The organism is Enterobacter sp. HMSC16D10 (assembly GCF_001807145.1).
GTDB classification, from domain to species: domain Bacteria; phylum Pseudomonadota; class Gammaproteobacteria; order Enterobacterales; family Enterobacteriaceae; genus Enterobacter; species Enterobacter roggenkampii.
In genome coordinates, this window is record NZ_KV787835.1 from 26,434 (window position 1) to 50,061 (window position 23,628).

Here is a 23,628-nt window from a genome sequence, read left to right on the forward strand (position 1 = left end):
TTTTGTGAACGGCCTATACTGCCGCCAGGTCTCCGGAACACCCTGCAATCCCGAGCCACCCAGCGTTGTAATGTGTCGTTTAAGCATCTGGAAGCACTGTTTTGCATGACGCGCAGTTATAGAAAAGGAACGCTGTCTGACCCGCATCGCAGTCCGGAGGAAGGAAACAATAAGAACAGCATGTGGGCGTTATTCATGATAAGAAATGTGAAAAAACAAAGACCTGTCAATCTGGATCTGAAAACGATCCGGTTCCCCGTAACAGCAATAGCGTCCATTCTGCACCGCGTTTCTGGTGTGATTACGTTTGTGGCGGTCGGTATTCTGCTGTGGTTACTGGGCACCAGCCTCTCTTCCCCTGAAGGATTCCTCCAGGCCTCTGCCATCATGAACAGCTTCTTCGTGAAATTCATCATGTGGGGCATTCTGACCGCGCTGGCGTACCACGTTGTGGTGGGTGTTCGCCATATGCTGATGGACTTTGGCTACCTGGAAGAGACTTTCGAAGCCGGGAAGCGCTCCGCTAACATTTCATTTGTGATTACAGTCGTGCTTTCACTTCTCGCAGGAGTTCTCGTATGGTAAGCAACGCCTCCGCATTAGGACGCAACGGCGTACATGACTTCATTCTGGTCCGTGCTACCGCCATCGTTCTCACCCTCTACATCATCTATATGATCGGTTTCTTCGCGACCAGCGGCACGCTGACGTGGGAAATCTGGAGTGGGTTCTTCGGATCCGCCTTCACCAAAGTGTTCACCCTGCTGGCTCTTTTCTCCATCCTTATTCATGCCTGGATTGGCATGTGGCAGGTGTTGACCGATTACGTTAAACCGCTGGCGATTCGCCTCCCGCTGCAGCTGGCCATTGTCGTTGCACTGGGGGTTTACGTTATTTATGGATTCGTTGTGGTGTGGGGTGTGTAATGAAACTGCCAGTCAGAGAATTTGATGCTGTTGTGATTGGTGCCGGTGGCGCAGGTATGCGTGCCGCACTGCAAATTTCCCAGAGTGGCCAGAGCTGTGCGCTGCTCTCTAAAGTCTTCCCAACCCGTTCCCATACTGTGTCTGCGCAGGGCGGTATTACCGTTGCGCTGGGTAACTCCCATGAAGATAACTGGGAATGGCACATGTATGACACGGTAAAAGGTTCCGATTACATCGGTGACCAGGATGCCATCGAATATATGTGTAAAACCGGCCCGGAAGCGATTCTGGAGCTGGACCACATGGGTCTGCCGTTCTCCCGTCTGGAAAATGGCACCATCTATCAGCGTCCGTTTGGCGGCCAGTCGAAAAACTTCGGCGGCGAGCAGGCGGCACGCACCGCGGCGGCGGCTGACCGTACCGGTCACGCGCTGCTGCACACCCTGTATCAGCAGAACCTTAAAAACCACACCACCATCTTCTCCGAATGGTATGCGCTGGATCTGGTGAAAAACGCCGATGGTGCCATCGTTGGTTGTACCGCGCTGTGCATCGAAACCGGTGAAGTGGTCTACTTCAAAGCCCGTGCAACCGTGCTGGCGACCGGCGGTGCAGGCCGTATTTACCAGTCCACTACCAACGCCCACATCAACACCGGTGACGGTGTCGGTATGGCTATCCGCGCGGGCGTGCCGGTGCAGGATATGGAGATGTGGCAGTTCCACCCAACCGGTATCGCCGGTGCAGGCGTGCTGGTAACAGAAGGCTGCCGTGGTGAAGGTGGCTACCTGCTGAATAAACACGGCGAGCGCTTCATGGAGCGTTATGCCCCGAATGCGAAAGACCTGGCGGGTCGTGACGTGGTGGCGCGTTCCATCATGATCGAAATCCGTGAAGGCCGCGGCTGTGACGGCCCTTGGGGTCCACACGCCAAGCTGAAGCTCGACCACCTGGGTAAAGAAGTGCTGGAATCCCGTCTGCCGGGCATCCTGGAACTGTCCCGCACCTTCGCGCACGTCGATCCGGTGAAAGAGCCGATTCCGGTTATTCCAACCTGCCACTACATGATGGGCGGTATTCCGACCAAAGTGACCGGTCAGGCGCTGACCGTGAACGAGCAGGGCGAAGACGTGGTCATTCCTGGCCTGTTCGCGGTGGGCGAAATTGCCTGCGTATCCGTACACGGCGCAAACCGTCTGGGCGGCAACTCCCTGCTGGACCTGGTGGTGTTTGGTCGTGCGGTGGGTCTGCATCTGCAGGAATCCATTGCCGAGCAGGGCGCGCTGCGTGACGCGACCGACGACGAAATTGATGCCTCTCTTGAGCGTCTCAACCGTTGGAACGGCAACCGTAACGGCGAAGATCCGGTGGAAATCCGTAAAGCGCTGCAGGAATGCATGCAGCACAACTTCTCGGTATTCCGTGAAGGCGACGCGATGGCCAAAGGTCTTGAGCAGCTGAAAGCGATCCGCGAGCGTCTGAAAAATGCCCGTCTGGACGACACCTCCAGCGAGTTCAACACCCAGCGCGTTGAGTGCCTGGAGCTGGATAACCTGATGGAAACCGCGTTCGCGACCGCGATGTCGGCAAACTTCCGTACCGAAAGCCGTGGCGCGCATAGCCGCTTCGACTTCCCGGAACGTGATGACGAAAACTGGCTGTGCCATTCCCTGTATCTGCCAGAGTCGGAAACCATGACGCGTCGTAGCGTCAACATGGAACCGAAACTGCGTCCGGCGTTCCCGCCGAAGATTCGTACTTACTAATGCGGAGACAGGATAATGAAACTCGAATTCTCAGTTTATCGTTATAACCCGGATGTTGATGACGCTCCGCGCATGCAGGACTACACCCTGGAAGCGGAAGAAGGTCGCGACATGATGCTGCTGGATGCCTTAATCCAGCTGAAAGAAAAAGATCCAACCCTGTCGTTCCGTCGCTCCTGCCGTGAAGGGGTGTGTGGTTCTGACGGTGTGAACATGAACGGCAAAAATGGCCTGGCCTGCATCACGCCAATTTCAGCGTTGCAGCGTCCTGGTCAGAAAATTGTTATCCGTCCTCTGCCAGGCCTGCCGGTCGTGCGTGATTTGGTGGTAGACATGGGGCAATTCTATGCACAATATGAGAAGATTAAGCCTTACTTATTGAATAATGGGCAAAATCCACCGGCTCGTGAGCACTTACAGTCTCCTGAGCAGCGTGAAAAACTCGATGGTCTGTACGAGTGTATTCTCTGCGCATGCTGTTCTACGTCCTGCCCGTCGTTCTGGTGGAACCCGGACAAGTTTATCGGCCCGGCCGGTCTGCTGGCTGCCTATCGCTTCCTGATCGATAGCCGCGACACCGAAACCGACAGCCGTCTGGAAGGACTGAGTGACGCTTTCAGCGTATTCCGCTGCCATAGCATCATGAACTGCGTCAGTGTGTGTCCGAAGGGGCTGAACCCGACGCGCGCCATCGGCCATATTAAGTCGATGCTGCTGCAGCGCAGTGCGTAAGTAACGTTGCCGGATGGCGCTGCGCTTATCCGGCTTACGAAACTGTAGGCCCGGTAAGCGTAGCGCCACCGGGCAAAATGCAGAAACCTTTAAAAACTGCCCTGTACTACCCTGAAGTCCAGACAGTTTCTAAAGGTTCCTTCGCGGGCCAAATGAAAAGAGCTCGCAGGTGAACCCCGGCACGTACACGTGGTGTGCGTGGTAGTTTCTACGGCGAAAGTAAGCATAAAAATGCTTAAGGGATCACGATGCAGAACGGCGCAATGAAAGCCTGGCTGGACTCTTCTTACCTCTCTGGTGCCAACCAGAGCTGGATAGAACAGCTCTATGAAGACTTCTTAACCGATCCTGACTCAGTGGACGCAAACTGGCGTTCCATGTTCCAGCAGTTGCCTGGTACAGGGGTCAAACCGGATCAATTCCATTCCAAAACACGTGATTATTTCCGTCGTCTGGCGAAGGATGCCTCACGTTACTCTTCTGCGATTTCCGACCCTGACACCAATGCGAAGCAGGTTAAAGTCCTGCAGCTTATCAACGCTTATCGCTTCCGTGGTCACCAGCATGCGAATCTCGATCCGCTGGGACTGTGGAAACAAGACCGTGTGGCCGATCTCGATCCGGCGTATCACGATCTGACCGAGGCCGATTTCCAGGAAAGCTTTAACGTAGGTTCCTTTGCCATCGGCAAAGACACGATGAAGCTGGGCGATCTGATTGACGCGCTCAAGCAAACCTACTGCGGCTCCATCGGCGCGGAATACATGCACATTACCTCTACCGAAGAGAAGCGCTGGATCCAGCAGCGTATCGAATCCGTAGCGGGCCACGCGACCTTCTCGGCTGACGAGAAAAAACGCTTCCTCAGCGAACTGACCGCAGCGGAAGGCCTTGAGCGCTATCTGGGCGCGAAGTTCCCGGGCGCAAAACGCTTCTCGCTGGAAGGCGGCGACGCCCTGGTGCCGATGCTGAAAGAGCTGATTCGTCACGCAGGCAAGAGCGGCACCCGTGAAGTGGTGCTGGGCATGGCACACCGTGGTCGTCTGAACGTACTGGTCAACGTGCTGGGTAAAAAACCGCAGGACCTGTTCGACGAATTCGCGGGCAAACATAAAGAACACCTCGGCACCGGCGACGTGAAGTACCACATGGGCTTCTCGTCAGATATCGAAACCGAAGGCGGTCTGGTTCACCTGGCGCTGGCGTTTAACCCGTCGCACCTCGAGATCGTCAGCCCGGTGGTTATCGGTTCCGTGCGCGCGCGTCTGGATCGTCTGGACGAGCCGAGCAGCAACAAAGTTCTGCCAATCACCATCCACGGTGATGCGGCGGTGACAGGGCAGGGCGTGGTGCAGGAAACCCTGAACATGTCCAAAGCGCGTGGTTACGAAGTGGGCGGTACCGTTCGCATCGTGATCAACAACCAGGTGGGCTTCACCACCTCTAACCCGCTGGACGCACGTTCTACCCCGTACTGCACCGACATCGGTAAGATGGTTCAGGCGCCGATCTTCCACGTTAACGCGGATGACCCGGAAGCCGTGGCTTTCGTGACCCGCCTGGCGCTGGACTTCCGTAATACCTTCAAACGCGATGTGTTCATTGACCTCTTCTGCTACCGCCGCCACGGCCACACCGAAGCGGATGAGCCAAGTGCAACCCAGCCGCTGATGTATCAGAAAATCAAAAAACACCCGACCCCGCGCAAAATCTATGCTGACAAGCTGGAGAGCGACAAAGTGGCGACGCTGGAAGATGCGACCGAAATGGTCAACCTCTACCGCGACGCGCTGGACGCGGGTGAATGCGTAGTGAAAGAGCTGCGCCCGATGAACATGCACTCCTTTACCTGGTCGCCGTACCTCAACCACGAGTGGGATGAGAGCTACCCGAACAAGGTGGAGATGAAGCGCCTGCAGGAGCTGGCTAAACGCATCAGCACCGTGCCGGACGCTATCGAGATGCAGTCTCGCGTGGCGAAAATTTATGCTGACCGTCAGGCCATGGCGGCAGGCGAGAAGCTGTTCGACTGGGGCGGCGCGGAAACGCTGGCTTACGCGACGCTGGTTGACGAAGGCATTCCTGTTCGTCTGTCCGGTGAAGATGCGGGCCGTGGCACCTTCTTCCACCGTCACGCGGTGGTTCACAACCAGTCTAACGGTTCAACCTACACCCCGCTGCAGCACGTGCACAACGGTCAGGGCCAGTTCAAGGTCTGGGACTCCGTGCTGTCTGAAGAAGCGGTACTGGCTTTCGAATACGGTTACGCCACGGCAGAACCGCGCACCCTGACCATCTGGGAAGCGCAATTCGGCGACTTCGCCAACGGTGCGCAGGTGGTGATCGACCAGTTCATCTCCTCCGGCGAACAGAAATGGGGCCGTATGTGTGGCCTGGTGATGCTGCTGCCGCACGGCTATGAAGGCCAGGGTCCGGAGCACTCCTCCGCGCGTCTGGAACGTTATCTGCAGCTCTGCGCCGAGCAGAACATGCAGGTTTGCGTGCCGTCGACCCCGGCGCAGGTTTACCACATGCTGCGTCGTCAGGCGCTGCGCGGTATGCGTCGTCCGCTGGTGGTCATGTCGCCGAAATCCCTGCTGCGTCACCCGCTGGCGGTGTCCAGCCTGGAAGAGCTGGCGAACGGTACCTTCCTGCCGGCCATCGGTGAAATTGACGAGCTGGATCCACAGGCCGTGAAGCGTGTGGTGATGTGTTCTGGTAAGGTTTATTACGACCTGCTGGAACAGCGCCGTAAGAACGATCAGAAAGATGTCGCCATCGTGCGTATCGAACAGCTTTATCCGTTCCCGCACCAGGCGGTGCAGGAAGCGCTGAAACCGTACGCTCACGTTCATGATTTTGTCTGGTGCCAGGAAGAGCCGCTCAACCAGGGCGCATGGTACTGCAGCCAGCATCATTTCCGTGAAGTGATTCCATTTGGGTCAGCCCTGCGCTATGCAGGTCGCCCGGCCTCCGCCTCTCCGGCGGTAGGGTATATGTCCGTTCACCAGAAGCAGCAACAAGATCTGGTCAATGACGCGCTGAACGTCGATTAATTAAAGGATACATAATGAGTAGCGTAGATATTCTTGTTCCCGACCTGCCTGAATCTGTAGCAGATGCGACCGTCGCTACCTGGCACAAAAAACCAGGCGATGCCGTTAAGCGCGATGAAGTGCTGGTAGAAATCGAAACTGACAAAGTGGTACTGGAAGTACCGGCTTCGGCGGATGGCGTTCTGGACGCGGTGCTGGAAGATGAAGGCACCACCGTCACCTCTCGTCAGATCCTGGGTCGCCTGCGTGAAGGCAACAGCGCGGGCAAAGAGTCCAGCGCGAAATCTGAAGAGAAAGCCTCTACGCCAGCGCAGCGCCAGCAGGCCTCTCTGGAAGAGCAGTCTAATGACGCCCTCAGCCCGGCGATCCGTCGCCTGCTGGCGGAACACAGCCTTGACCCGGCAGCCATTAAAGGCACCGGTGTGGGCGGTCGTCTGACCCGCGAAGACATCGACAAGCATCTGGCGAAAGCGCCTGCTCAGGCGGAAGCGAAAGCCCCTGCGGCAGCACCGGCAGCACAGCCTGCTCTGGGTGCCCGCAGCGAAAAACGCGTGCCGATGACTCGCCTGCGTAAGCGCGTTGCCGAGCGTCTGCTGGAAGCGAAAAACTCTACCGCGATGCTGACCACCTTCAACGAAGTGAACATGAAGCCAATCATGGACCTGCGTAAGCAGTACGGTGACGCGTTCGAAAAACGTCACGGTATCCGTCTGGGCTTTATGTCCTTCTACGTGAAGGCGGTGGTTGAAGCGCTGAAACGCTACCCGGAAGTGAACGCGTCCATTGATGGCGATGACGTGGTTTACCACAACTACTTCGACGTCAGCATGGCGGTTTCGACCCCACGTGGCCTGGTGACCCCGGTTCTGCGTGATGTGGATACCCTGGGTATGGCCGACATCGAGAAAAACATTAAAGAGCTGGCGGTGAAAGGCCGCGACGGCAAGCTGACCGTAGACGACCTGACCGGCGGTAACTTCACCATTACCAACGGCGGCGTCTTCGGATCGCTGATGTCTACCCCGATCATTAACCCGCCGCAGAGCGCGATCCTGGGTATGCATGCCATCAAAGATCGTCCTATGGCGGTAGACGGTAAAGTTGAGATCCTGCCGATGATGTACCTGGCGCTCTCTTACGACCACCGCCTGATCGACGGCCGCGAGTCCGTGGGCTTCCTGGTAGCCATTAAAGAGCTGCTCGAAGATCCAACGCGTCTGCTGCTGGACGTCTAGTCACGATTTAGCATCACCTGCCCCGTAGACCGGCACACGCTGCGCCGGTCTACAGGTTTGAAGATAACGATTACCCTGAAGGATGGATAGAACACATGAACTTACATGAATATCAGGCCAAACAGCTGTTTGCCCGGTATGGCTTACCGGCTCCGGTGGGTTATGCCTGTACTACCCCGCGTGAAGCAGAAGAAGCCGCATCTAAAATCGGTTCCGGCCCGTGGGTAGTTAAGTGTCAGGTTCACGCTGGTGGCCGTGGTAAAGCGGGCGGTGTGAAGGTTGTTAAGAGCAAAGAAGAGATTCGTGCGTTTGCTGAACATTGGCTCGGCAAGCGTCTGGTAACGTACCAGACAGATGCGAACGGCCAGCCGGTTAACCAGATCCTGGTTGAAGCGGCAACCGATATCGCGAAAGAGCTGTACCTGGGCGCGGTGGTTGACCGTAGCTCCCGTCGCGTGGTGTTCATGGCATCTACCGAAGGCGGCGTGGAAATCGAAAAAGTGGCGGAAGAGACCCCGCACCTGATCCACAAAGTGGCTATCGATCCGCTGGCAGGCCCAATGCCTTACCAGGGTCGCGAGCTGGCGTTCAAACTGGGTCTGGAAGGCAAGCTGGTTCAGCAGTTCACCAAGATCTTCATGGGTCTGGCGACCATTTTCCTGGAGCGCGATCTGGCGCTGATCGAGATCAACCCGCTGGTGATCACGACCCAGGGCGATCTGATCTGCCTCGACGGCAAGCTGGGCGCTGACGGCAACGCGCTGTTCCGCCAGCCGGATCTGCGCGAAATGCGCGACCAGTCTCAGGAAGACCCGCGTGAAGCGCAGGCTGCTCAGTGGGAGCTGAACTACGTGGCGCTGGACGGTAACATCGGCTGCATGGTTAACGGTGCGGGCCTGGCGATGGGCACCATGGACATCGTTAAGCTGCACGGCGGTGAGCCAGCGAACTTCCTCGACGTGGGCGGTGGCGCAACCAAAGAGCGCGTAACCGAAGCGTTCAAAATCATTCTCTCCGACGACAACGTGAAGGCCGTTCTGGTTAACATCTTCGGCGGCATCGTCCGTTGCGACCTGATCGCCGACGGTATCATCGGTGCGGTAGAAGAAGTGGGTGTTAACGTTCCGGTGGTTGTGCGTCTGGAAGGTAACAACGCTGAACTTGGCGCGAAAAAACTGGCTGACAGCGGCCTGAATATTATTGCAGCGAAAAGTCTGACGGATGCAGCTCAGCAGGTTGTTGCCGCAGTGGAGGGGAAATAATGTCAGTTTTAATTAATAAAGATACCAAGGTTATCTGCCAGGGCTTCACCGGTAGCCAGGGGACTTTCCACTCCGAACAGGCGATTGCCTACGGCACGCAGATGGTTGGCGGCGTAACGCCAGGTAAAGGCGGCACCACCCACCTGGGCCTGCCGGTGTTCAACACCGTGCGTGAAGCCGTAGAAGCGACGGGCGCAACCGCGACCGTGATCTACGTTCCGGCGCCGTTCTGCAAAGACTCCATTCTGGAAGCGATCGACGCAGGCATCAAACTGATCATCACCATCACCGAAGGTATCCCGACGCTGGATATGCTGACCGTGAAGGTGAAGCTGGATGAAGCCGGCGTACGTATGATCGGCCCGAACTGCCCAGGCGTTATCACCCCGGGCGAATGCAAAATCGGCATCATGCCGGGCCACATTCACAAGCCGGGTAAAGTGGGCATCGTGTCCCGTTCCGGTACCCTGACCTATGAAGCGGTTAAGCAGACCACCGACTACGGTTTCGGCCAGTCCACCTGCGTGGGCATCGGCGGTGACCCGATCCCGGGTTCTAACTTCATCGACATCCTGAAGCTGTTCCAGGAAGATCCACAGACCGAAGCGATCGTGATGATCGGTGAGATCGGTGGTAGCGCGGAAGAAGAAGCGGCTGCTTACATCAAAGAACACGTGACCAAGCCAGTTGTGGGTTACATCGCGGGTGTGACTGCGCCGAAAGGCAAGCGTATGGGTCACGCAGGCGCGATCATCGCCGGTGGTAAAGGTACGGCTGATGAGAAATTCGCAGCGCTGGAAGCCGCAGGCGTGAAGACCGTTCGCAGCCTGGCGGATATCGGCGAAGCACTGAAATCCATCATTAAGTAAGTCCTCTCTGCTCCCCGAAAGGGGGGCGTTGCAGTATAAAAATGTCCGTTTCGACATGGTTGGCCGCTGTAAAGCGGCCTTTTTTATTGCCTGCGTCTGGCGACTAGCGTGAACTTGTAATCATCGGTATTGAACACGTTGCGGCTGTATTCAAATACCCGCCCGTCCTTCAGAAACCCGCGGGAGACTTTTTCCAGGATCGGCTTTGCCGGATCGAGCGACAGCGCGGCGATCGCCTCCTCTGACGGCATGATCGGCACCAGCTCCTGCTCGCTGCGATCGATAACCAGCTTTTTGATCTGCTCAACGTAGTGGTATTTCGAATTCTCCATCACTTCCCAGGCGAGGTCGGGGAACAGGGCCAGCGGCATCCACGTTTCTTCCAGATTTACCGGTTTTTGTTTGATAAAGCGGACGCGTTTAACGTGCCAGACTTTATCGTCATGAGAGAGATTCAGCTTTTCGGCAAGTTTTGCATCGGCTTTCAGCACTTCGAAAATGCTCACCTCACTGTGGGTATCCACGTTCCGGTCCGCCAGTTTTTCGTAAAATCCGGTGAGCTGGTAAATGTCGTAATTGACGCGCTCTTCTTTTACGTAGGTGCCGCTGCCCTGAATGCTCTCGACGATCTGCTCTTCCGTAAGCAGCTTCAGCGCCTGTCTCACCGTGACGCGACTCACGTTGAATGCCTCCTGGAGGCTGGATTCCGTCGGTAACGCATCGCCAGGCTTTAACTCTCCCGCACTGATTTTTTCGCGAAGCGCATCGGCTATTTGCCGGTACATCGGTTTGTTACCCATCGAATCTGCCTTTCTAATACCTTTTCATGGAATTATGCCTCCCGCTTAAAATTTGTAAATAATACAACTTAAATACAAATTTGCATTGTTAGTGAAAATGATCACATAAATGTATTGTGTGACCTGCCACAATTGCCGCCAGACAATAACAACGTATGTGTGAGGATCTTATGAACCTGACGACTCTGACCCACACCAGTGCTGTCTGCGTGCAGGCGCACTATGCCAGCCGTGATGAGGCCATTCGCCAGCTTACAATGCGGCTGGTGGCGCTGGGCAAAATTACCGATGGCGAGGCATTTTTGGCGGAGGTCTACCGTCGCGAATCGCAGGGGCCAACCGCCCTGGGTGAAGGGCTGGCTGTCCCGCATGGTAAATCGAACGCGGTGAACGAAGCGGCTTTTGCGGTTGCTACGCTGCGCGAACCGCTGGAGTGGGAGGGGGTGGACGGCCCTGAACGCGTAGAGCTGATCGTCCTGCTTGCCATCCCGCCAGCTGAAGCGGGATCCACGCATATTCAGGTGCTGACGGCGCTGACGTCTCGCCTGGCCGATGATGCCCTCCGGGAACGCGTTATGGCTGCTGAGACGGCAGAGGATCTGCTTGATGCGCTGAACGGTGTCTCGAAGGAAGACGAGGCTGATACGCCGGTGAATGCACCAACCGTCGTCTGTGTCACCGCCTGTCCTGCGGGGATCGCGCATACCTATATGGCCGCAGAGTACCTGGAGAAAGCGGGACGTAAGCTCGGCGTCAACGTGGTGGTCGAAAAGCAGGGGGCGAACGGCATCGAAGGGCGAATTACTGCCCAGCAGTTGCAGGAGGCGAAAGCGTGTATTTTTGCCGCTGAAGTGGCGATCAAAGAGAGCGAGCGCTTTCAGGGGATCCCCGCCATTTCCGTGCCCGTTACGGAACCCCTGCGTCATGCCGAAGCGTTGATTGAGCGCGCGCTGGCGCTAAAGCCTTCTACCGATGCGCGCCATGCGCAAGTCGATACCGAAACGAAAAAGCGCGTTAAAACTGAACTCAAGCAGGCGCTTCTCAGCGGCATCTCTTTTGCGGTGCCGCTGATCGTCGCCGGCGGTACGGTGCTGGCCGTATCGGTACTGCTGGCGCAAATCCTTGGCCTGCAGCACCTGTTTGACCAGGAAAACTCGTGGCTGTGGATGTACCGCAAGCTTGGCGGCGGCATGCTTGGCATTTTGATGGTGCCTGTCCTGTCGGCCTATACCGCCTACTCGCTGGCGGATAAACCCGCGCTGACGCCGGGCTTTGCGGCCGGTCTGGCTGCCAACATGATCGGCTCCGGTTTTCTTGGCGCTATCGTCGGCGGGCTGATCGCGGGCTACCTGATGCGCTGGGTGAAAAACCACATCCGGCTCAGTAGCCGCTACAACGGCTTTCTGACTTTTTATCTCTATCCGGTGATTGGCGTGCTGGGCGCGGGCAGCCTGATGCTGTTTGTGATTGGCGAACCGGTGGCCTGGCTCAATAACACGCTCACCGTCTGGCTTAACGGTCTGTCCGGCGCGAATGCGCTGCTTCTGGGGGCGATCCTCGGGTTTATGTGCTCATTCGATTTGGGTGGCCCGGTCAACAAAGCCTCTTACGCGTTCTGCCTGGGGGCGATGGCGAACGGGGTATACGGTCCCTATGCCATCTTTGCCTCCGTCAAAATGGTCTCAGCCTTCACCGTCACGGCGTCAACGATGCTGGCACCGAAGCTGTTTAAGTCGTTTGAAATTGAAACCGGTAAATCGACCTGGCTGCTCGGCCTCGCGGGCATTACCGAAGGGGCGATTCCGATGGCGATTGAAGATCCGCTTCGCGTCATTGGCTCATTTGTACTCGGATCCATGGTGACAGGCGCGGCTGTCGGTGCGATGGGGATCGGGTTGTCTACGCCGGGGGCCGGGATTTTCTCTCTCTTTTTACTTCACGATGCCGGGTTGGGCGGTGTGGTTGCTGCGGCGGGCTGGTTTGGCGCGGCGCTGGTGGGGACCGCTATCTCCACCCTGGTTCTGCTGCTCTGGCGACGCCAGGCGGTAAAAAAGGGCAACTACGTCACTGAAGACGCCTTATCGTAAAAACGCACAAACAGGAAACGAAGATGAAAGCTGTATCTCGCGTTCATATCACGCCGCATATGCACTGGGACCGTGAGTGGTACTTCACCACCGAAGAGTCGCGTATTCTTCTGGTCAATAATATGGAAGAGATCCTGACCCGGCTGGAGCAGGATGATGAGTACAAATACTATGTTCTCGATGGACAGACGGCTGTTCTGGAGGATTATTTTGCCGTTGTGCCCGAAAACCGCTCTCGCGTGAAGGCGCTTGTCGAGCGTGGAAAGCTGATTATCGGTCCCTGGTATACCCAGACTGATACCACGATTGTGAGCGGCGAGTCGATTGTCCGCAACCTGATGTACGGCATCCGGGATTGTATGGCCTTCGGCGAGCCGATGAAGATCGGCTATCTGCCGGATTCGTTTGGCATGTCCGGCCAGCTTCCGCATATCTATAACGGGTTTGGCATTACCCGCACGATGTTCTGGCGCGGTTGTTCTGAACGCCACGGGACCGATAAAACCGAATTTCTCTGGCAGAGCCAGGACGGCAGTGAAGTGACGGCACAGGTGCTGCCGCTGGGCTACGCGATTGGTAAGTACTTACCGGAGGACGAAGCGGGGCTGCGAAAACGGCTCGACAGCTATTTCGAGGTTCTGGAAAAGGCGTCCGTCACCAAAGCGATTTTGCTGCCCAACGGACACGACCAGATGCCGCTGCAGCAGAACATTTTCGCGGTGATGGAGAAGCTGCGTGAAATCTATCCTCAGCGTCAATTTGTGATGAGCCGGTTTGAGGAGGTCTTTGATCGCATCGACGCGCACCGCGACGATCTGGCGACCTTAAAAGGTGAGTTTATCGACGGGAAATACATGCGCGTGCACCGGACCATCGGCTCCACGCGCATGGATATCAAAATCGCCCATGCGCGTATTGAGAACAAAATTGTCAATATCCTTGAGCCGCTGGCGACGCTTGCCTGGACGCTGGGCTTCGACTACCACCACGGCCTGCTGGAGAAGATGTGGAAAGAGATCCTCAAAAACCACGCTCACGACAGCATCGGCTGCTGCTGCAGCGACAAGGTGCATCGCGAGATTGTCTCCCGCTTTGAACTGGCTGAGGACATGGCAGATAACCTGGCGCGTTTCTATATGCGCAAGATTGTCGACAACATGCCGCAAAGCGATGCCGATAAGCTGGTGATGTTCAACCTGATGCCCTGGCCGCGTGAGGAGGTGATGAACACCACGATTCGACTGCGCGCCAGCCAGTTCCGTCTGCGGGATGACAAAGGCAACGAGATCCCGTATTTCATCCGCAGCGCGCGAGAGCTCGACCCGGGCCTCATTGACCGACAGATTGTTCACTACGGCAATTACGAACCGTTTATGGAGTTTGATATTCAGCTCAGCCAGATATTGCCGTCGATGGGCTACCGTACGCTGTTTATCGAACCTAACGTGGCCGGGAAGGTGCTCTCTCCCGGGGAAAATACCGCCTCCTTACTTGAAAACGCCTTCTGGCAGATTGACGTAAATGACGACGGTTCGCTGCGCCTGCGCGACAAAGAAACCGGGCTTATTTATGACCGCGTGCTGGAAATCGAAGAGAGCTCGGATGATGGCGATGAGTACGACTACTCGCCTTCGCGGGAAGAGTGGAGACTCACTTCCGCGCAGGGCGAGCATGAATTTGAGGTTACGCATGAAGGCTGGCAGAGCAGGGCAGTTATCCGCCATCGAATCGCCGTTCCGGCAAACCTGGCGGAACGCGCGGCGCGCCAGCGAAACGGCTACCTCGACGCTGAATTTGAAATTACGCTAAGCCGCAACAGCAGACGCATTGACGTGGGGGTGCGCCTGGATAATCAGGCCGACGACCACCGCGTTCGCGTGCTCATCCCAACGCCGTTTGCGACCCGGGAGGTGTTAGCGGATACACAGTTTGGCACGATCTCTCGTCCGGTGCAGGACGCGGCGATGCAAAACTGGCAGGAGGAGGGGTGGAAAGAAGCGCCGGTTCCCGTCTGGAATTTACTCAACTACGCCGTCCTGCAGGAAAAACGAAACGGGCTTGCGCTATTTACCGAGGGGCTGCGTGAATTTGAAGTCGTGGGCGATGAACAAAAGGCATTTGCTCTGACCTTGCTGCGCGGCGTGGGGGTACTCGGCAAAGAAGATCTGCTCCTGCGCCCCGGCAGACCATCCGGTATCAAAATGCCGGTCCCGGACGCTCAGGTGCGTGGTCCGCTAAGCTGTCGCTTTAGCCTCTTCAGCTTCAGCGGCACGCCGGAAAACGCGGGTGTCGCGCAGCAGGCTCAATCGTGGTTAACGCCGGTGCAGTGTTATAACAAGATCCCCTGGGATGCAATGAAGCTGAATCGCGCGTCGTTGACCACGCCGGAAAGTTACAGCCTGTTAGCGCTTTCGCCAACGGGATGCGTACTCAGTGCGATCAAAAAAGCGGAAGATCGTGATGAGCTCATTCTTCGTCTGTTCAACCCTTCACAGTCCAGTGCATGTGACGCGACGCTATCCGTCAATCCAGCGGTGAAGCGGTGCTGCGAAACGGACATGAATGAACGGCAGATGGACCACGGTGAAGACGAAGGGATTGTCGGGGCGTTCAGACCGGGACAGTCGCGAACCTTTAGCCTTCTTCTTGCCTGAGAACCGCTGATATCATTAAAAGGCTGCACTGTTTGCGGCCTTTTTCATTAAATAGTCACTCCGCGGTGTTAAGTTATGGGGTGACAAAAGTAAAATAAATGTAATTGCGAAGGGTTGCATAAATGCCGTGGAAAAATAACCCGGCCCGACTATGCTTTATTGTTTGCCGCGCATCGAAATGAGGCTTTTGTTTCGCGTTAATTAAAATCACTTCTGTTTATATTTTTTTTCGTCTTCGATAACCAATCACATCTTTACATGCACATATCATTAACATGGTTTTTACCATTCTCACCACGATTAAACATAGTTAACATCAAGGTTTGTTTTTGATTTAAATCAAAGTTTAATCCTTGGAAAAAGGTGCTGAAAAGCGCTAAATTGTTCCCGATCAAAATGGCCGAAAAGTGGTAATTTTGCTATAAATTGATCACCGTCGAAAAACGTAAATGTGATTCAATAAAAACCTGTTTATTGTAAGGGGTTTGCAGCGTATTATATTTGCGGTATCAATTTGAGTTTTTTATTAACGTATTTGTAACCTCACGTCATCGTTTTTATCCTCCTTCAGGGTAATAACGACGACAAGGATGCGAATAATTTGTATTGGGGCATGCGTGTGGATCTCTTTCTGACGGGGTTCACTCTCGGAGTCTTCATGCGATGAGCAAGGAGTCATGATGTTAGATATAGTCGAACTGTCGCGCTTACAGTTTGCCTTGACCGCGATGTACCACTTCCTGTTTGTGCCACTGACGCTCGGTATGGCGTTCCTGCTGGCCATCATGGAAACGGTATACGTTCTCTCCGGCAAACAGATTTATAAAGATATGACCAAGTTCTGGGGCAAGTTGTTTGGTATCAACTTCGCACTGGGCGTGGCAACCGGTCTGACCATGGAGTTCCAGTTCGGGACTAACTGGTCTTACTATTCCCACTATGTAGGGGATATCTTCGGTGCGCCGCTGGCCATTGAAGGTCTGATGGCATTCTTCCTTGAATCCACCTTTGTAGGTCTGTTCTTCTTCGGTTGGGACCGTCTGGGTAAAGTCCAGCATATGGCGGTGACCTGGCTGGTGGCATTAGGTTCGAACCTGTCCGCGCTGTGGATCCTGGTCGCGAACGGCTGGATGCAGAACCCTATCGCGTCTGATTTCAACTTCGAAACCATGCGTATGGAGATGGTCAGCTTTGCCGAGCTGGTCCTGAACCCGGTTGCTCAGGTTAAATTCGTTCACACCGTCGCCTCTGGCTATGTGTGCGGCGCGATGTTTGTACTGGGTATCAGTTCTTACTACATGCTGCGCGGTCGTGACTTCGCGTTCGCCAAGCGCTCCTTTGCTATCGCTGCAAGCTTCGGTATGGCTGCGATTCTCTCCGTTATTGTTCTGGGTGATGAATCCGGTTACGAAATGGGCGACGTGCAGAAAACCAAACTGGCCGCTATCGAAGCCGAATGGGAAACCCAGCCGGCACCTGCTGCCTTTACGCTGTTCGGTATTCCCGATCAGGACGCGCAGGAAAACCGCTTCGCTATTCAAATCCCTTACGCGCTGGGTATCATCGCCACCCGTTCTGTTGATAAGCAGGTGACGGGTCTGAAAGAGCTGATGGTGCAGCACGAAGAGCGTATCCGTAACGGTATGAAAGCCTACTCGCTGCTGGAACAGCTGCGTGCCGGTTCTACCGACCAGGCCGTTCGCGACCAGTTTAACGACGTGAAGAAAGATCTGGGTTACGGTCTGCTGCTGAAGCGTTATACCCCGAACGTTTCTGATGCGACGGAAGCGCAGATCCAGATGGCAACCAAAGACTCAATTCCACGCGTTGCGCCACTGTACTTCGCATTCCGTATCATGGTGGGCTGCGGCATCATCATGCTGCTGATCATTGCGGCGTCCTTCTGGTCCGTGATTCGCAACCGCATCGGCGAGAAAAAATGGCTGCTGCGCACCGCGCTGTACGGTATTCCACTGCCGTGGATCGCGATTGAGTCCGGCTGGTTTGTGGCGGAATATGGCCGTCAGCCATGGGCGATCGGTGAGGTGCTGCCAACGGCGGTAGCGAACTCGTCCCTGACCGCAGGCGACCTGATCTTCTCCATGCTGCTGATTTGTGGTCTGTACACCCTGTTCCTGGTGGCTGAACTGTTCCTGATGTTCAAGTTCGCGCGCCTTGGCCCAAGCAGCCTGAAAACCGGTCGCTATCACTACGAGCAGTCCACTGCGACTACTCAGCCGGCACGCTAAGACAGGAGTCATCAAATGATCGATTATGAAGTATTGCGTTTTATCTGGTGGCTGCTGGTTGGCGTTCTGCTGATCGGTTTCGCCGTCACGGATGGTTTCGACATGGGGGTGGGGATGCTCACCCGTTTCCTCGGTCGTAATGACACCGAGCGTCGAATCATGATCAACTCCATCGCCCCGCACTGGGACGGTAACCAGGTGTGGCTGATCACCGCAGGCGGCGCGCTGTTCGCTGCCTGGCCGATGGTCTACGCGGCTGCGTTCTCCGGTTTCTATGTGGCGATGATTCTGGTGCTGGCCTCTTTATTCTTCCGTCCGGTCGGTTTCGACTACCGTTCGAAGATTGAAGATACCCGCTGGCGCAACATGTGGGACTGGGGCATCTTCATCGGTAGCTTCGTTCCACCGCTGGTGATCGGCGTGGCGTTCGGTAACCTGCTGCAGGGCGTACCGTTCCACCTGGACGAATACATGCGTCTTTACTACACCGGTAACTTCTTCCAGCTGCTGAATCCGTTTGGTCTGCTGGCCGGTGTCGTCAGCGTGGCGATGATCATCACTCAGGGCGCAACCTACCTGCAGATGCGTACCGTAGGCGAGCTGCATCTGCGCTCCCGCGCGACGGCTCAGGTTGCTGCGCTGGTTACGCTGGTCTGCTTCGCGCTGGCCGGTGTGTGGGTGGTGTACGGCATTGATGGCTACGTGGTGACGTCTGCCATTAACCACACCGCACCGTCTTACCCGCTGACCAAAGAAGTGGCGCGTCAGGCGGGAGCATGGCTGGTGAACTTTAACAATACCCCTGTGCTGTGGGCGATCCCGGCGCTGGGCGTGCTGCTGCCGCTGCTGACCATGTTGACGTCTCGTCTGGAAAAAGGCGCGCTGGCGTTCGTGTTCTCTTCACTGACTCTGGCATGCATCATCCTGACGGCGGGTATTGCGATGTTCCCATTCGTCATGCCATCCAGCACCATGCTGAATGCTAGCCTGACCATGTGGGATGCAACGTCCAGCCATATGACGCTGAACCTGATGACGTATGTTGCTTGCGTGTTCGTTCCGATTGTTCTGGCCTACACCATCTGGTGTTACTGGAAAATGTTCGGTCGCATCACGAAAGAACATATCGAAAGCAATACCCACTCTATGTATTAAGTAAGGAGCTGAATATGTGGTATTTCGCATGGATTTTAGGGACGCTTCTTGCCTGTGCATTTGGTGTCATCACTGCCCTGGCGCTTGAGCACGTTGAAGCGACCAAAGCGGGTGAAGAAAAACACTGATGAATATTATCGCGAAACTTTACGCGGTAATGGATAAGCGCCCGTTACGGGCGCTTTCTTTAGTGATGGCATTACTGCTGGCAGGCTGTATCTTCTGGGACCCTTCGCGCTTTGCAGCGAAAACCAGCGAGCTTGAAATCTGGCACGGCTTCCTCATCATGTGGGCGGTGTGCGCAGGTGTGATCCACGGCGTCGGCTTTCGTCCGAAAGCCGTTCACTGGCAGGGAATTTTTTGCCCGTTGATCGCCGATCTGGTGCTACTCGCCGGTTTGATTTTCTTCTTCTTCTGAATAAGAAATGTCCGTTAACGTTATGGGCTTACCCGAGCCCATAAAAATTTACTCTCCGTTTACTTTCCCCCATTCCAAACCATCTTTCCCGCGCGTATAGTAGCGAAGTTTAAAAGCTCTAACTTTTGTTGCATTACTGGGATGTAAAGTGAATACAACGCTGTTTCGATGGCCGGTTCGTGTCTATTACGAAGATACCGATGCCGGTGGTGTGGTTTACCACGCCAGCTACGTTGCTTTTTATGAACGGGCACGCACAGAGATGCTGCGCCATCATCACTTTAGTCAACAGGTGCTGTTGGCTGAGCGAGTTGCCTTCGTGGTACGCAAGATGACGCTTGAGTATTTTGCGCCTGCCAGACTCGACGATATGCTCGAAGTCCAAACTGAAATTACATCAATGCGCGGGACCTCAATTGTTTTCACGCAGCGGATAGTCAACGCAGAGAATACCGTACTGAACTCAGCTGAAGTGCTGATTGTTTGTGTTGATCCAACCATAATGAAGCCTCGTGCGCTTCCTAAGTCTATTGTCGCGGAGTTTAAGCAGTGACTGACATGAATATCCTTGATTTGTTCCTGAAGGCAAGCCTTCTGGTTAAACTTATCATGTTGATTTTGATTGGTTTTTCAATCGCATCCTGGGCCATCATCATCCAGAGAACGCGTATCCTCAATGCCGCTGGCCGTGAGGCTGAAGCGTTTGAAGATAAGTTCTGGTCGGGCATTGAGCTTTCTCGTCTGTACCAGGAGAGCCAGGGACGTCGTGAAAACCTGACCGGCTCCGAGCAAATTTTCTATAGCGGTTTCAAAGAGTTCGCCCGTCTGCATCGTGCAAACAATCATGCGCCGGAAGCGGTGGTGGAAGGTGCCTCGCGTGCGATGCGCATTTCGATGAACCGCGAGCTGGAAAACCTTGAAACGCATATTCCGTTCCTCGGTACTGTCGGTTCCATCAGCCCGTATATCGGCCTGTTTGGTACCGTGTGGGGGATCATGCACGCCTTTATCGCGCTGGGCGCGGTGAAGCAGGCCACGTTGCAGATGGTTGCACCGGGTATCGCTGAAGCACTGATTGCGACCGCTATCGGTCTGTTTGCGGCAATTCCTGCGGTTATGGCTTACAACCGTCTGAACCAGCGCGTGAACAAACTGGAACTGAACTACGACAACTTTATGGAAGAGTTCACTGCGATTCTGCACCGTCAGGCGTTTACCAGCACCGAGAGCAACAAGGGGTAAACCATGGCCAGATCGCGTGGACGAGGTCGTCGCGAGCTCAAGTCCGAAATCAATATCGTTCCGCTGCTGGACGTCCTGTTGGTACTGCTGCTGATCTTCATGGCAACAGCGCCAATCATTACCCAGAGCGTGGAAGTTGATCTGCCGGATGCGACAGAATCACAGGCGGTGAGCACCAATGACGATCCTCCGGTTATCATTGAGGTTTCCGGCGTAGGGCAATACAGCGTCGTGGTAGAAAAAGATCGTATGGATCAGCTGCCACCTGAGCAGGTTATTGCCGAAGCGCAGCGTCGCCTGGAGTCAAATCCGAAAACGGTCTTCTTAATCGGTGGCGCGAAAGACGTACCCTACGATGAAATTATTAAAGCGCTGAACTTGCTACATAGTGCGGGTGTTAAGTCAGTTGGCTTAATGACCCAACCTATTTGATCATCCGCGTAGTTTTTGGGAACCGATAGTGTCAAAGGCAACCGAACAGAACGACAAGCTTAAGCGAGCGATAATCGTCTCCGCAGTGCTGCACGTTATTCTCTTTGCAGCGCTGATCTGGAGTTCGTTCGACGAGCATATTGATGCATCAGCCGGCGGCGGTGGAGGATCTTCCATTGACGCCGTCATGGTGGATCCCGGTGCGGTAGTACAGAACTATAATCGCCAACAGCAGCAGAAGGCGAGTGCAAAACGGGCTGAAGAGCAGCGTGAAAAACAGGCGCAACAGCAGGCGGAAGAACTGCGTGAAAAGCAGGCCGCAGAGCAGGAGCGTCTGAAGCAGCTTGAGAAAGAACGTTTGCAGGCGCAGGAAGCCGCGAAAGCGCAGGCAGAGCAGCAGAAACAAGCCGAAGAGGCCGCGAAAAAAGCACAGGAACAGCAAAAGCAGGCGGAAGAGGCGGCAGCAAAAGCCGCAGCGGACGCGAAAGCACAGGCTGATGCCCAGGCGAAATTAGCGGCAGAAGCGGCGAAGAAAGCGGCTGCAGACGCCCAGAAGAAAGCGGAAGCCGAAGCGGCGAAGAAAGCGGCCGCTGATGCTCAGAAGAAAGCCGAAGCGGAAGCCGCGAAGAAAGCCGCAGCTGATGCTCAGAAGAAAGCAGAAGCGGAAGCCGCGAAGAAGGCCGCTCAGGAAGCAGAGAAGAAAGCTGCTGCCGAGGCCGCGAAGAAAGCGGCTGCTGCAGAGAAAGCAGCAGCAGAAAAAGCCGCGGCAGAAAAAGCAGCAGCTGCCGAAAAAGCCGCTGCTGACAAAAAAGCTGCAGCTGAGAAGGCCGCTGCCGATAAGAAAGCAGCAGCTGAAAAAGCGGCTGCTAAAAAGGCTGCCGCCGCTGAAAAAGCCGCTGCTGCCGCAGGGGTTGACGATCTGCTCGGCGATTTGAGCTCCGGTAAGAATGCGCCGAAAACGGGCGGTGGGGCGAAAGGAAACAACGCAGCGCCGACCGGAAGTGGTAACACTAAGAGTAACGGTGCGACAGGGGCTGAAATCAACGGTTATGCCGCGCAGATTAAATCCGCTATTGAAAGCCGATTCTATGATGCGTCTTCCTATACCGGTAAAACGTGTACGTTGCGTATAAAACTGGCTCCGGACGGCATGCTGCTGGATATTAAGTCTGAAGGTGGCGACCCGGCTCTATGTACTGCGGCCCTGGCTGCAGCGCGTCAGGCGAAGATGCCTAAACCGCCTTCGCAGGCAGTCTACGAAGTCTTCAAAAATGCGCCGCTGGACTTCAAACCTTAAGTTACATTTTCCCCGTGCAAACGGGGAAAAATAGACCAGGTTTAGTCACAGGGTTCGGGTAGTTTTGTCTATTTGAGTTTGTTAACATTCTGCTAAATTATCGTGGGTAAGGTTACCCGGATAAGGGAGATATGATGAAGCAGGCATTACGTGTAGCATTTAGTTTTTTAATGCTGTGGGCAGCAGTACTGCACGCAGAAGTACGTATCGAGATCACCCAGGGGGTGGACTCGGCACGCCCAATCGGTGTTGTTCCGTTCCAGTGGGCCGGTCCTGGCGCTGCACCTGAAGATGCCGGTGGCATCGTGGCGGCTGACCTGCGTAACAGCGGTAAATTCAACCCGTTAGATCGTTCTCGCCTGCCACAGCAGCCGGGTAGCGCGCAGGAAGTTCAGCCTGCAGCATGGTCTGCACTGGGTATTGATGCCGTGGTTGTGGGTCAGGTTACCCCTAATCCGGACGGTTCTTACAACGTGGCCTGGCAGCTGGTGGATACCGGCGGTGCACCAGGTACCGTTCTGGCCCAGAACTCTTACAAGGTCACTAAGCAGTACCTGCGCTACGCGGCACACGCTGCCAGCGATGCGGTATTTGAAAAACTGACCGGCATTAAAGGCGCGTTCCGTACCCGTATCGCGTACGTGGTGCAGACCAACGGTGGTCAGTTCCCGTACGAACTGCGCGTATCTGACTACGATGGCTACAACCAGTTCCTGGTGAAACGCTCTTCGCAGCCACTGATGTCTCCAGCCTGGTCTCCGGACGGTTCTAAGCTGGCGTATGTGACCTTCGAAAGCGGCCGTTCTGCGCTGGTTATCCAGACGCTGGCAAACGGTGCGGTTCGTCAGGTGGCGTCTTTCCCACGTCACAACGGTGCGCCTTCGTTCTCTCCAGACGGCTCTAAACTGGCCTTTGCGCTGTCAAAAACCGGTAGCCTGAACCTGTACGTGATGGACATTGGCTCTGGCCAGATCCGTCAGGTGACCGACGGTCGCAGCAACAACACCGAACCTTCATGGTTCCCGGACAGTCAAAACCTGGCGTTTACCTCTGACCAGGCTGGCCGTCCACAAATCTACAAAGTCAACATCAACGGTGGTGCTCCGCAGCGTATTACCTGGGAAGGTTCTCAGAACCAGAACGCAGACGTGAGCAGCGACGGTAAATTTATGGTAATGGTCAGCTCCAACGGCGGGCAGCAGCACATTGCCAAACAAGATCTGGTAGCGGGTGGCGTGCAAGTTCTGTCGTCAACGTTCCTGGATGAAACGCCAAGTCTGGCACCTAACGGCACTATGGTAATCTACAGCTCTTCTCAGGGGATGGGATCTGTGCTGAATCTGGTTTCTACAGATGGGCGTTTCAAAGCGCGTATTCCGGCAACTGATGGACAGGTAAAATCACCTGCCTGGTCGCCGTATCTGTAAATAATAATTAATTGATTACTA

At 55.3% G+C, this 23,628-nt stretch carries 20 protein-coding genes; 19 read left to right on the forward strand and 1 reads right to left on the reverse strand.

The genetic code is table 11. The features are described from left to right. Window positions 1–180: 180 nt before the first annotated feature. The 8 genes from sdhC to sucD all read left to right on the forward strand — a co-directional run bounded on the left by sdhC (window position 181) and on the right by sucD (window position 9,846). Window positions 181–585 carry a succinate dehydrogenase cytochrome b556 subunit gene (sdhC, locus tag HMPREF3143_RS04070; protein ID WP_020684965.1) on the forward strand — a complete coding sequence of 135 codons (405 nt, stop codon included), beginning with the start codon at window positions 181–183 and terminating at the stop codon, window positions 583–585. Then, entirely contained in the window at window positions 579–926 is a 348-nt protein-coding gene (sdhD, locus tag HMPREF3143_RS04075) for a succinate dehydrogenase membrane anchor subunit (protein WP_070531859.1), read from the forward strand. Before sdhC ends, sdhD begins: the two co-directional genes overlap by 7 nt. Continuing rightward, window positions 926–2,692, forward strand: coding sequence for a succinate dehydrogenase flavoprotein subunit (gene sdhA, locus HMPREF3143_RS04080; protein ID WP_008501089.1), 1,767 nt, complete (start codon window positions 926–928; stop codon window positions 2,690–2,692). The genes sdhD and sdhA overlap by 1 nt, the downstream gene beginning before the upstream one ends. A gap of 15 nt (window positions 2,693–2,707) precedes the next feature. Further along, the gene (gene sdhB, locus HMPREF3143_RS04085; protein ID WP_008501090.1) at window positions 2,708–3,424 is read left to right on the forward strand and encodes a succinate dehydrogenase iron-sulfur subunit SdhB; all 717 of its coding nucleotides are present in this window, start codon (window positions 2,708–2,710) and stop codon (window positions 3,422–3,424) included. Between the two features lie 248 nt (window positions 3,425–3,672). Next, window positions 3,673–6,480, forward strand: a complete 2,808-nt coding sequence (gene sucA / locus HMPREF3143_RS04090) for a 2-oxoglutarate dehydrogenase E1 component (protein ID WP_070531862.1) — start codon at window positions 3,673–3,675, stop codon at window positions 6,478–6,480. 14 nt (window positions 6,481–6,494) lie between these two features. Then, a complete protein-coding gene (gene odhB, locus HMPREF3143_RS04095; RefSeq protein WP_008501093.1) occupies window positions 6,495–7,715 on the forward strand; it encodes a 2-oxoglutarate dehydrogenase complex dihydrolipoyllysine-residue succinyltransferase in 1,221 nt (406 codons plus the stop codon). Window positions 7,716–7,810: 95 nt separating this feature from the next. Further along, the gene (sucC, locus tag HMPREF3143_RS04100; protein ID WP_006809579.1) at window positions 7,811–8,977 is read left to right on the forward strand and encodes an ADP-forming succinate--CoA ligase subunit beta; all 1,167 of its coding nucleotides are present in this window, start codon (window positions 7,811–7,813) and stop codon (window positions 8,975–8,977) included. Next, a complete protein-coding gene (gene sucD / locus HMPREF3143_RS04105; protein WP_008501094.1) occupies window positions 8,977–9,846 on the forward strand; it encodes a succinate--CoA ligase subunit alpha in 870 nt (289 codons plus the stop codon). Before sucC ends, sucD begins: the two co-directional genes overlap by 1 nt. Window positions 9,847–9,929: 83 nt before the next feature. Here sucD and HMPREF3143_RS04110 read toward each other — a convergent pair whose 3' ends face one another. Beyond that, a complete protein-coding gene (locus HMPREF3143_RS04110) occupies window positions 9,930–10,646 on the reverse strand; it encodes a GntR family transcriptional regulator (protein ID WP_070531864.1) in 717 nt (238 codons plus the stop codon). Window positions 10,647–10,816: 170 nt separating this feature from the next. On the opposite strand from HMPREF3143_RS04110, the gene mngA reads away from it, so the two are divergent. The 11 genes from mngA to tolB all read left to right on the forward strand — a co-directional run bounded on the left by mngA (window position 10,817) and on the right by tolB (window position 23,607). Further along, entirely contained in the window at window positions 10,817–12,733 is a 1,917-nt protein-coding gene (mngA, locus tag HMPREF3143_RS04115) for a PTS 2-O-a-mannosyl-D-glycerate transporter subunit IIABC (RefSeq protein WP_070531867.1), read from the forward strand. Between the two features lie 23 nt (window positions 12,734–12,756). Then, window positions 12,757–15,387, forward strand: coding sequence for a mannosylglycerate hydrolase (mngB, locus tag HMPREF3143_RS04120; RefSeq protein WP_070531870.1), 2,631 nt, complete (start codon window positions 12,757–12,759; stop codon window positions 15,385–15,387). A gap of 680 nt (window positions 15,388–16,067) precedes the next feature. Next, window positions 16,068–17,636, forward strand: coding sequence for a cytochrome ubiquinol oxidase subunit I (cydA, locus tag HMPREF3143_RS04125; protein WP_008501098.1), 1,569 nt, complete (start codon window positions 16,068–16,070; stop codon window positions 17,634–17,636). A 15-nt stretch (window positions 17,637–17,651) separates the two neighbouring features. Next, on the forward strand, window positions 17,652–18,791 hold the full coding sequence (gene cydB, locus HMPREF3143_RS04130; RefSeq protein WP_070531872.1) for a cytochrome d ubiquinol oxidase subunit II: 1,140 nt from the start codon (window positions 17,652–17,654) through the stop codon (window positions 18,789–18,791). A gap of 14 nt (window positions 18,792–18,805) precedes the next feature. Next, window positions 18,806–18,919, forward strand: coding sequence for a cytochrome bd-I oxidase subunit CydX (gene cydX, locus HMPREF3143_RS04135; protein WP_003858598.1), 114 nt, complete (start codon window positions 18,806–18,808; stop codon window positions 18,917–18,919). Further along, window positions 18,919–19,209: a cyd operon protein YbgE gene (gene ybgE, locus HMPREF3143_RS04140; protein WP_008501100.1), complete on the forward strand. Its 291-nt coding sequence runs from the start codon at window positions 18,919–18,921 to the stop codon at window positions 19,207–19,209. The genes cydX and ybgE overlap by 1 nt, the downstream gene beginning before the upstream one ends. 148 nt (window positions 19,210–19,357) lie before the next feature. Beyond that, a complete protein-coding gene (gene ybgC, locus HMPREF3143_RS04145) occupies window positions 19,358–19,762 on the forward strand; it encodes a tol-pal system-associated acyl-CoA thioesterase (RefSeq protein ID WP_070531875.1) in 405 nt (134 codons plus the stop codon). Further along, the gene (tolQ, locus tag HMPREF3143_RS04150; RefSeq protein ID WP_008501101.1) at window positions 19,759–20,451 is read left to right on the forward strand and encodes a Tol-Pal system protein TolQ; all 693 of its coding nucleotides are present in this window, start codon (window positions 19,759–19,761) and stop codon (window positions 20,449–20,451) included. Before ybgC ends, tolQ begins: the two co-directional genes overlap by 4 nt. A 3-nt stretch (window positions 20,452–20,454) precedes the next feature. Continuing rightward, the gene (gene tolR / locus HMPREF3143_RS04155; protein WP_003858589.1) at window positions 20,455–20,883 is read left to right on the forward strand and encodes a colicin uptake protein TolR; all 429 of its coding nucleotides are present in this window, start codon (window positions 20,455–20,457) and stop codon (window positions 20,881–20,883) included. 28 nt (window positions 20,884–20,911) lie between these two features. Next, window positions 20,912–22,180, forward strand: a complete 1,269-nt coding sequence (gene tolA / locus HMPREF3143_RS04160) for a cell envelope integrity protein TolA (protein ID WP_008501102.1) — start codon at window positions 20,912–20,914, stop codon at window positions 22,178–22,180. 134 nt (window positions 22,181–22,314) lie between these two features. Then, window positions 22,315–23,607: a Tol-Pal system beta propeller repeat protein TolB gene (gene tolB, locus HMPREF3143_RS04165; RefSeq protein ID WP_013097529.1), complete on the forward strand. Its 1,293-nt coding sequence runs from the start codon at window positions 22,315–22,317 to the stop codon at window positions 23,605–23,607. Window positions 23,608–23,628: the final 21 nt, after the last annotated feature.

Excerpts from the sequence above, each read along its gene's own strand:
- sdhC (WP_020684965.1), top strand. The coding sequence starts at position 181 with ATGTGGGCGTTATTCATGATAAGAAATGTGAAAAAACAAAGACCTGTC.
- sdhD (WP_070531859.1), top strand. The coding sequence starts at position 579 with ATGGTAAGCAACGCCTCCGCATTAGGACGCAACGGCGTACATGACTTC.
- sdhA (WP_008501089.1), top strand. The coding sequence starts at position 926 with ATGAAACTGCCAGTCAGAGAATTTGATGCTGTTGTGATTGGTGCCGGT.
- sdhB (WP_008501090.1), top strand. The coding sequence starts at position 2,708 with ATGAAACTCGAATTCTCAGTTTATCGTTATAACCCGGATGTTGATGAC.
- sucA (WP_070531862.1), top strand. The coding sequence starts at position 3,673 with ATGCAGAACGGCGCAATGAAAGCCTGGCTGGACTCTTCTTACCTCTCT.
- odhB (WP_008501093.1), top strand. The coding sequence starts at position 6,495 with ATGAGTAGCGTAGATATTCTTGTTCCCGACCTGCCTGAATCTGTAGCA.
- sucC (WP_006809579.1), top strand. The coding sequence starts at position 7,811 with ATGAACTTACATGAATATCAGGCCAAACAGCTGTTTGCCCGGTATGGC.
- sucD (WP_008501094.1), top strand. The coding sequence starts at position 8,977 with ATGTCAGTTTTAATTAATAAAGATACCAAGGTTATCTGCCAGGGCTTC.
- HMPREF3143_RS04110 (WP_070531864.1), bottom strand. The coding sequence starts at position 10,646 with ATGGGTAACAAACCGATGTACCGGCAAATAGCCGATGCGCTTCGCGAA.
- mngA (WP_070531867.1), top strand. The coding sequence starts at position 10,817 with ATGAACCTGACGACTCTGACCCACACCAGTGCTGTCTGCGTGCAGGCG.
- mngB (WP_070531870.1), top strand. The coding sequence starts at position 12,757 with ATGAAAGCTGTATCTCGCGTTCATATCACGCCGCATATGCACTGGGAC.
- cydA (WP_008501098.1), top strand. The coding sequence starts at position 16,068 with ATGTTAGATATAGTCGAACTGTCGCGCTTACAGTTTGCCTTGACCGCG.
- cydB (WP_070531872.1), top strand. The coding sequence starts at position 17,652 with ATGATCGATTATGAAGTATTGCGTTTTATCTGGTGGCTGCTGGTTGGC.
- cydX (WP_003858598.1), top strand. The coding sequence starts at position 18,806 with ATGTGGTATTTCGCATGGATTTTAGGGACGCTTCTTGCCTGTGCATTT.
- ybgE (WP_008501100.1), top strand. The coding sequence starts at position 18,919 with ATGAATATTATCGCGAAACTTTACGCGGTAATGGATAAGCGCCCGTTA.
- tolR (WP_003858589.1), top strand. The coding sequence starts at position 20,455 with ATGGCCAGATCGCGTGGACGAGGTCGTCGCGAGCTCAAGTCCGAAATC.
- tolB (WP_013097529.1), top strand. The coding sequence starts at position 22,315 with ATGAAGCAGGCATTACGTGTAGCATTTAGTTTTTTAATGCTGTGGGCA.